This window comes from Ureibacillus suwonensis, assembly GCF_042655065.1.
In the GTDB taxonomy this organism is placed as follows: domain Bacteria; phylum Bacillota; class Bacilli; order Bacillales_A; family Planococcaceae; genus Ureibacillus; species Ureibacillus suwonensis.
Map to the genome: position 1 here is coordinate 1 of NZ_JBHSNQ010000050.1, position 9,042 is coordinate 9,042.

At 34.9% G+C, this 9,042-nt stretch carries 8 protein-coding genes and 1 pseudogene; 7 read left to right on the forward strand and 2 right to left on the reverse strand.

The features are described from left to right. Positions 1-443: 443 nt before the first annotated feature. Positions 444-620, reverse strand: coding sequence for a hypothetical protein (locus ACFPOH_RS06420; RefSeq protein ID WP_390309085.1), 177 nt, complete (start codon positions 618-620; stop codon positions 444-446). 300 nt (positions 621-920) lie between these two features. On the opposite strand from ACFPOH_RS06420, the gene ACFPOH_RS06425 reads away from it, so the two are divergent. The 5 genes from ACFPOH_RS06425 to ACFPOH_RS06445 all read left to right on the forward strand — a co-directional run bounded on the left by ACFPOH_RS06425 (position 921) and on the right by ACFPOH_RS06445 (position 5,509). Next, the gene (locus ACFPOH_RS06425; RefSeq protein WP_390309086.1) at positions 921-1,205 is read left to right on the forward strand and encodes a phage holin family protein; all 285 of its coding nucleotides are present in this window, start codon (positions 921-923) and stop codon (positions 1,203-1,205) included. A 347-nt stretch (positions 1,206-1,552) separates the two neighbouring features. Then, positions 1,553-2,599: an NAD(P)/FAD-dependent oxidoreductase gene (locus ACFPOH_RS06430; protein WP_390309087.1), complete on the forward strand. Its 1,047-nt coding sequence runs from the start codon at positions 1,553-1,555 to the stop codon at positions 2,597-2,599. Between the two features lie 25 nt (positions 2,600-2,624). Beyond that, positions 2,625-3,665, forward strand: a complete 1,041-nt coding sequence (locus ACFPOH_RS06435; RefSeq protein WP_390309088.1) for a FecCD family ABC transporter permease — start codon at positions 2,625-2,627, stop codon at positions 3,663-3,665. A 13-nt stretch (positions 3,666-3,678) separates the two neighbouring features. Next, entirely contained in the window at positions 3,679-4,467 is a 789-nt protein-coding gene (locus ACFPOH_RS06440) for an ABC transporter ATP-binding protein (RefSeq protein ID WP_390309089.1), read from the forward strand. Positions 4,468-4,471: 4 nt separating this feature from the next. Further along, positions 4,472-5,509 carry an ABC transporter substrate-binding protein gene (locus ACFPOH_RS06445; protein WP_390309091.1) on the forward strand — a complete coding sequence of 346 codons (1,038 nt, stop codon included), beginning with the start codon at positions 4,472-4,474 and terminating at the stop codon, positions 5,507-5,509. Between the two features lie 43 nt (positions 5,510-5,552). Here the strand turns inward: ACFPOH_RS06445 and ACFPOH_RS06450 are convergent, their stop codons facing one another. Beyond that, on the reverse strand, positions 5,553-6,335 hold the full coding sequence (locus ACFPOH_RS06450) for a helix-turn-helix domain-containing protein (RefSeq protein WP_390309092.1): 783 nt from the start codon (positions 6,333-6,335) through the stop codon (positions 5,553-5,555). Positions 6,336-6,445: 110 nt separating this feature from the next. Between ACFPOH_RS06450 and ACFPOH_RS06455 the strand changes: the two genes are divergently transcribed. Further along, positions 6,446-7,216: an alpha/beta hydrolase gene (locus ACFPOH_RS06455; protein ID WP_390309093.1), complete on the forward strand. Its 771-nt coding sequence runs from the start codon at positions 6,446-6,448 to the stop codon at positions 7,214-7,216. 272 nt (positions 7,217-7,488) lie between these two features. Next, positions 7,489-8,694 (forward strand): annotated as a pseudogene (locus ACFPOH_RS06460) (IS110 family RNA-guided transposase). Positions 8,695-9,042 lie beyond the last annotated feature (348 nt).

Consider the following 9,042-nt stretch of genomic DNA (forward strand, 5'->3'; position numbering starts at 1 on the left):
CGCCCTTGTTGGTTCGAAATCAAACCATTGACGTGTTTGTCAAGAGCGATTGCGGCGGCATTTCCTCTAGTTTCGCTAGATCACATCCCTCCAAAACTAAGTTTTCATAGATTTTTTGACACTACCATATATATCCTTGCATAATCCCCTTTGTAATTTACTTATGTATTTTAAAATACCCCTTTTAGCAGCTATACTTTGAATGAGTTTAGATAGATGTATCATAAATTGTAATTCTATTATATCAGCAAATTAGACTAACTTTAAGGAAAAATATGAAAATTTTGGATAATCTGTATTATAAATTAGTATTATTGTATTAAATAAAAATGTATGGAATGTAGTCAATTTTTTAATAAAATATCTGTATCATAAGAAATGAAAATATCAGGTTTCAAACTATAAGAAACCTGATATAAATTCTTTAACAAGTTTTTTTAATCTTAATCAAATACAGCTACTAAGCGACCTTTTACTTCATGATTTTTTAATTTTTCTAAGCTTTTATCGATCTCTTCGAATGGGATTGTAATTAACTTTGGAGACATTTTTCCTGTAGCAAAACGTGCTTCTGGAGAAATATCAGTTGCATATACTTCACATCCTTTAATTAACGCCATTTGAAGTGCAAATTGACCAAGCCCCCACTCCGATAATACCTAATTTTGTCCCTTCTTTAGCTTGTCCGATGGAAAAGAGTGCACGATAAGAAGTAATTCCTGCATCTGTAGCAGCTGCCCTTCAACCAAAAAAATTAATTCAAAACTTTCATCCTTCTAATGAATTTATAATTTTTTCTATATACTGGTTCGTAAGTAGTGAATCTTCCTAAACTGTTTTTTTGTCCTACACATAAAATGATAATAGGAATACTTTAGAGGTTTTACTCTATTAATTTTCAATACAAAGAGGGATGGAAGATGGATGTTATTATATTAGAAAATTATATATACCCTGAATCAGTTATCATCATTCCAGTGCTTTATCTACTTGGATTGTTTTTGAATCGAACGCCAAAAGTTCCGCCATGGGTCACTCCTTGGGTACAAGTTGTTCTCGGAATTGCATTTTGTATAGGTTATTATGGCTTCATTATTGAAGCGGTGATTCAAGGGGTGTTAGTAGCAGGAGCAGCTGCGATCGTAAAGGATTTATTCCACAAAGCCAATTATTTGACGAAGAGAGACCAAAACGGAAAAGAATAATATATTCTATTAATTGGCTGAATCAATAAAGATTCAGCTATTTTATTGCGGACAACTCGTATTGAAGCGGACATTGTCTTGAAAAATTTTTGGGTAGTGACCTGTTGAAAAAATAGTTCATTATTATACAAAAGAGGAATTAACAATTGAATAATGCAAAAAATAAGCAAGAACTCGGAAATTCATAGATATATTTCTAAGGCTTGCTTATTTATTATGGGGAAAACTTTTTAATTTTGTCCATTTCCTCTTAAATTATCCATTCAAAAGTTCATTTTTGTGTGATAAAATTCTGAACGAAATTGATAATCATTATCATCTTTTGATTTCAACCAGGAGGATTCATAATGGAAACACACAATTTATATGATGTGACAATTATTGGGGGAGGGCCTAGTGGTTTATTTTCCGCATTTTACTGCGGTTTAAGAGAAATGAAAACGAAAATCATTGAATCCCAAAACTACTTAGGGGGTAAAATAAATGTTTATCCTGAAAAACTAATTTGGGATGTTGGTGCATTAACGCCAATTACAGGTGAGAAATTAATTCAACAATTGATAGAACAAGCAACGACTTTTGATCCAACTGTTGTGATAGGAGAAAAAGCAACGGAAATTTCTAAAAATGAAGAAGGTATATTCGAAATAAAAACAGATAAAGGACATACTCATTTTTCAAAAACGGTAATCGTAGCAATTGGAGGTGGCATAATCAACCCTCAGAAGCTTGAAGTGGAAGGGGCTTCTAAATTTTATAGTTCCAATTTAAATTATACAATTAAATCTTTAAAAAAATTTAAAGATAAGATTGTAATCGTTTCAGGTGGAGGACATACAGCAGTTGATTGGTGCAATGAGTTGGAGCCGATTGCGAAAAAAGTTTATTTAACATATAGAAAAGGTCAATTGAATGCCCATGAAGCACAAGTATCACAATTATTGAACAGCTCGGTTGAATGTCATTTTTATACAGAAATTACAAAATTAATTCCAAGCCAAGATCGTATGTCCATTGAGCAAGTGGAATTAACGAATAATCAGACAGGAGAAATTACTTATTTAAATGTAGATGAAGTGGTTGTGAATCATGGATATGTAAGAGAAAAAACGTTACTTGAAAATAGTCCATTACAGATTGAATTCGCAAATGAGCACTATATTAAAGCGAATATATATTGTGAAACGAACATCCCAGGGCTTTATGCAGTGGGGGATGCAGTTGATTATGAAGGAAAAGTTCACATGATTGCTGGTGCATTTCAAGATGCAATCAACGCAGTGAATAAGGCTAAAGTGTTTGTTCAACCGGATGCAGAAGCTATTGGCATGGTATCTTCGCATAATGAGGTCTTCTATAAACGAAATCGGGAACTAATTCAAAAACTGATTTAGTTTTTAGCTAGAAGGAGTATACAGAATGCTAGAGAAAATAAAGTTTCCATCTTTTGTTGTCATACTAATCTTCCTATTAATCTTCACGTTAGGGGTCTGTGTCAGTGTTGGAACGCTTCATATTCCCCTTGTTGAAACCTTTACCATTTTACTCGAACAAATTTTTCAGTTAAATCCAACATCGGATGCTACATATTCAGGTGTCATTTGGCAAATTCGATTGCCACGAGTGTTGATGGGGCTTGTCATTGGAGCGGGATTGGCATTATGTGGAGTGGTGATGCAGGCAATTGTTCAAAACCCTCTCGCTGATCCCTACTTATTGGGCATTTCATCAGGTGCCTATTTAGGTGCAACAATATTCATCATTTTAGGTGGAAGTCTCATTGGCATTATTAGCAATATGGGACTTACCCTCGTTGCATTTTTTGGTGCTCTTTTTGCAGCAATCGTAGTGTTGTTTTTGGCCTCTTATAAAAGCAAGATGACAACAACGAAATTAATTTTATCTGGGACCATTATTAACGCTGCATGTACTGCATGCGCAAACTTCATTATCGCAATGTCAGGTACAGATAATACGATTGCACGGATTACATATTGGACGATGGGGTCACTTGCAAGTTCAAAATGGGATAGTTTGTTATTGCCACTCTGTAGTGTGTTAATCATTGTAATTTTCTTTCTGACTCAATATCGACCGTTAAATGCAATGCTTCAAGGAGATGAAACAGCCATCACCTTAGGGATCAACATTCTTTTTTATCGAAAATTGTACTTAGTAATCGTTGCGCTTCTTACGGGAATTTTAGTATCCATCAGCGGCATTATCGGCTTTGTCGGATTGATTATTCCCCATATCTCCAGAGCGATTGTCGGAGCGAATCATAAACGGCTGATTCCGGTATCCATATTGCTTGGAGCAATCTTTTTGATGGTGGTAGATGCCATTGCACGGACGATTATTGATAATGTTGAACTTCCGATTGGAATTTTTACTGCTCTCGTTGGTGCACCGTTTTTTGCCTATATCATGATCAAGAAAAACTATAACTTTTCAAAATGAATGAGGGAAGCTTATGGATTTGCATTTAGAAGGTGTTGAAATCAATATCGGTACGAAAAAAATCGTCCATGGCATTGATTTAAGCGTATTTCAAAACTCTTTTGTTGCCCTGCTTGGACCGAATGGCAGCGGAAAGTCGACATTATTGAAAGCCATTTATCGGGTGCTGGAACCGACAAGAGGAACTATTTATTTAGATGATTTATCCATTGATCAAATTCCTGCGAAAAAAATTGCGCAAAATATGTCGGTTGTTTCGCAATTTCAAAGCAATAGTTTTGATATGACTGTTGAAGAAGTTGTAATGATGGGCAGAATCCCTCATAAAAGATTGCTGGAAAAGGAAAATCAAAGGGATCTTGAAATTGTTGAAGATGCTTTGCGCAAAACCGGGCTATTGGAGTACCGGGAACGCAATATTTTGAAACTATCAGGCGGCGAAAAACAGAGAGTTGCTTTAGCACGGGCAATTGCCCAATGTCCATCATTAATGATTTTGGACGAACCGAGCAACCATTTGGATATTAAATATCAGCTGGAAATCTTAAATATTATTAAAAGTTTAAATATCAACGTTCTGTCTGCTTTACACGATTTACAATTGGCAGCACAGTTTTGCGACTATGTTTATTTCCTTCATAAAGGACAAATTGTCTGCCACGGTAAACCGGAAGAAGTGATTACAAAGGAAATCATCAAGGAAATTTACGAAGTGGATTGCGAAGTTTTCCGCGATCCGACAACCAACAATCTATGCATCAGCTATTACAAACCAATAAATCAAGTACTAATGGAGGTATAAAAAAATGAAAAAATTCCTTGTATTCCTATTAATATTCTTGATTTCATTATTTTTAGTGGCTTGCAACCAGGAGGAACAAGAAACTGCCAATGATAGTTCCAAAAAAGAAGAAACTGCCAGCGAAACAAAATCCAATGAAACGGTTTATCCATTAGAAGTGAAAATTTATGACCAAGATGGCAATGAATATGTTCAAACGTTCGAAAAAGCACCTGAACGTGTGATCACAAATAATCCATCTTCTACAGAAATGTTATTGGAATTAGGTTTAAAGGATAAAATTGTCGGCATTTTGGAACCGGATAATAAAATCACAGGGAAATATGCAGAAGACTTTGCCAGCTTACACAGTTTAGGAGACAAAATGAAAGTATCAAGAGAAGTTATTGTTGGCCAAGAGCCGGATATCGTTGTCGGTCGTTCTATGATGTTTACGGATGAACGCTTGGGAACTATTCAAACATTAAATGATTTGGGAATCAATGTATATACTCAAACAGCAAGCCACATTAAACTGAATCCAAAATTGACGGCTGTAATTGATGATGTACGAACATTAGGAAAAATTTTCAATGTCAACGATCGTGCAGAAGAATATGCAACAGAATTGGAAAATCGCTATCAAAAAATCGTTGATAAAGTGAATAATATGAAATCCGATAAAAAATTGACGGCAATTACAATGGTTCGTTTCGATTCAAAAACAGGAACATTCAGCGTGTTCAATTCTTCTGAAGGACTACAAAGAGATTTATTGGACACTTTAAATCTTGTACCTGCAGTTGAGGGCAGTGTCGGGGATTTAACTTACGAATCTTTAATTAGTATGAATCCGGATGTGATCATTTATATCAAAGCGGACCGCAATGCGGAATTTGATAAAAATGCAATTGAAACATTATATAGTGAACCATTAATCCAAAATGTAAGTGCTATTAAAGAAAAACGCATTTATGAAACAACGTATGATGATTTCATGGATTATGGTACTCGGATTTTTGACACGTTAGAAATGTTGGCAAACGAAATTTACGGAAAATAAGATGTGTGGATTAGGGATGGTTCATCTGTTTATCTATCCATCCCTATTTTCTTTTTCGCAGAGACGCCGGAGCAATACCAGTGCGCTTTTTGTATAGCCGGCTAAAGTAGAAGGGGTCCTGATAACCTACCATTTTTCCAATATCGCTGATCAAAAGGTCAGTCGTTTGGATCAGTTCTGTCGCTTTCTCGATGCGATAGTCGATCAGGTATTCGATGGGACATTTGTTTGTAAATTTTTTGAAAAGGTAAGATACTTGGGTTTCCTTTTTATTCACTAATTTTGCTAACGTTCTTAAATCAATCGGTTCATCGTAATGTTGTTTCAAGTACTCGATAATTTTGTTCACAATAGTATTTTCATAAGATTTGATGGATGAATGGCAATTTTCCAGAAAGCTGAACAATTTTTTTAAGAGTTCGTTGTTTTGGAACTGATGATTTTGCCCATTATTTGAAAGCTCAACCAAATCAAATAATAGTTGAAATACTTCGCTGGAATGTTTAGATATATCGATTTCAAAATTCATTCTTTCAAGATATTGATGAAAAATATTGATATATTTATAAGGTTCTTTGCTTAAAATAGTAAATTTTAGATGGGATGCGAACGGAATGTATATCATTTTTCCAGGTGTACAATGAAATTCATTTTGATCCACATGTATTTTTGCTTCCCCTTTTATAGGAAACATAAAAGCCGAAGTGATTGTTTTATATTCATGAATCTTTCCTTCTTGTTTGATTTCAAATCGAGCCACATTGTGGACAATTAAATGATTGGAATAATAGGAGCGAGATAATTTTCCAATTAGACTATTATTCATTGATTTTCCCCCTACATGTACATTCGATTGCATAAACATATTATAGTTTAAATGAGAATGATTTTCAATTGACGTTTTTATATCGATTATAATCGAAGGGAGAATTATCATTGAAAATTTTTTCAAAGTATATAGAATATGAATATAACCTTGAACTGTTTATTCCAGAGCACATCGATGAGCATACACCGGTTTATTATATATTGGATGGTTCATTTTATTTTTATTTTGCGAGAGATACTATCCGCCTCCAGTCATTAAACACTTTAAAAACGAAAGTGGAAAAGGCGGTTGTGGTAGGTATTTGCCACCAAGCGGATGATATTAGAGAAAGGCGATTTTTGGATTTTACAGGTCCAGCAGAAAGCTATATTTATCCTGAACGTATGAAAGATAAACTTCCTCCGGCTGTAGGAGGTGCAGATAAATTTCATGAGTTTCTGGAAAAGGAATGTAAACCGTTTATTTATAAGTATCTTTCGTTTGTTCCCAATAAGGAAGTGTTATTTGGCCATTCTTTAAGCGGTTACTATGTATTGTGGACGCTATTGCATCATCCAGAAAGTTTCCAAGAATTGATTGCAATTAGTCCATCCCTTTGGTGGAACGGCCAAGAATTATTGAAAAAGGTAAGGGAAAGAAAGTTTCCGGCAGCTCCAGGTGTGTTTCTTGCCGTTGGAGAACAGGAAACGATGATTATTGATGATGTGAAAGTGATGTATCATCTGTTGAAGGAAAGAATTAATAAATTGGATGTATATGTCGGGTCAGAAGAAAATCATGCATCGATTGTTCCACATGTAATAAGCAGAGCATTCCGTTTTGTAGGGGGCATTGAAGAAAAAAGCGAAACGTCAAAGTTAAATCTTAATCTTAGCTGAAAATTAGGACTTGTACTTTTATGCTTCCACAAAGGTGCACTTAAAAACATACTAAGATTAGTAGTACAAACCAAGGCCAAGGTTTGTGCTACTATTTTTTAGAAAAGTCGACCAGCCTCAGGGATCTTTGAATCCGTATTAAAAACTGGCTAACTTCACACCCTTATGCGAATCAGTTTAGTATGTTGGGTCCATAGAGATCGTGTATAAGAAAGTGGAATCGATAAGGTAAGGTGAAGACTTCTATGAATTGGCAAAGAAGGAGTAATGGAATGAAACATGTTATTGGATTAGATGTTAGTAAAGGAAAGAGTACAGTAACGATCTATGATAGTTATCGTCAGTGCAAATATGAAGGTGAAATCAATCATATACGAAGAGATTTTGAACAATTACATAAGCGAATAGTAGATATTACATCACTTGATGACCAAGCACCAGACATTGTATTTGAAGCAACAGGTGTTTATTCAAAACCGATTGAAGCATTTTTAAAAGATTACGGTTATGCATATTATCCCCTTGAAGCGAACTGACAAATGGCGAAGATGCGTCGACATAAAACCGATATAAGCGATGCTCATGAATTAGCCAAAACACATTTTAAAATGGAGAGAGAACCAACCTATATCCAAGATGATTATTATGAGCAGATGCGTGCATTGACACGTTATGATGATGAAATTGATGAAGAAATGATTTTATTAAAAAATCGTATGCATTCCATTTTACAATTGAGTTTTCCAGAATTAGAAAAAATACTGACACCAAATTCTGCACTATTTTTAAATATAGTACAACTATACCCTCACCCAACACTTGTTTTAGCTCACTCTAAAACTGTCATGAAGAATCGCCTAAAAGCGAATACAAGAAAGAACCTTTCTTTAGAACGTGCAGAGAAAAAAGCAATTGCTTTATTAGAAGCTGCTCAAAATAGTTATCCAGCGATTAAATCTACCGATGTGCGATGTGAACAAGTCCGTGATTACGCAAATCGAATAGCAGAATTAAAGGATAAAAAAGAAGCACTTGTCCAACAAATGATTACTTTATCAAAAGATCGAAAAGAGTATATTGTTTTACGTTCCATCCCTGGTATCGGTGATTCTACTGCTTGTAGATTAATTGGGGAAATGGGTGATATTCGTCGCTTTCAAAATGCTAAACAATTGAATGCTTATGCGGGAATTGATATTATGCGCTATCAATCGGGGAATACACAGTATCATGATCGTATTAATAAAAGAGGTAACAAACACTTGCGAAAGCTTTTATATTTTATGGTGTGTGCCATGATTATGAAGAAGAAAGATAAACCGAATCATTTTGTAGATTACTATTATAAATTAAAAACACAACCTCAGAGAAAGCCTCATAAGGTTGCGATTATCGCCTGTATCAATAAATTTTTAAAAGTGACGTTCCAGTTACTGACACATGGCATTTTATACGATTATGAAACTGCCTTAAGTTAAATAATCGATTAACTACACTATACCATAAATGACCTTTCGAAAAAATTAAAAATCGTTAGGTCTTTTTGGCATGCCAAAATTTAGTTGTAGTTGTGAGGGGGTACCCCCTCACAACTACAACTAAAATAAAAACATATACAAATTAATAAAATATACTTGACTGATCGTAAGAAAGAGGCTGGGATAAAAGATAAAAAACACCATTTTCTCCCGGGAGAAAATGGTGTTTTTGTGCGCCCGGCATGTACATGAACTATAGGGTGTAAGTCCCGAACCCCGAAGACAGAAGTAGAGGTTAGCCAAGAGCAAGGGTGTCCGTGGTGACGCGGAATCTGAAGGAAGCTGGAG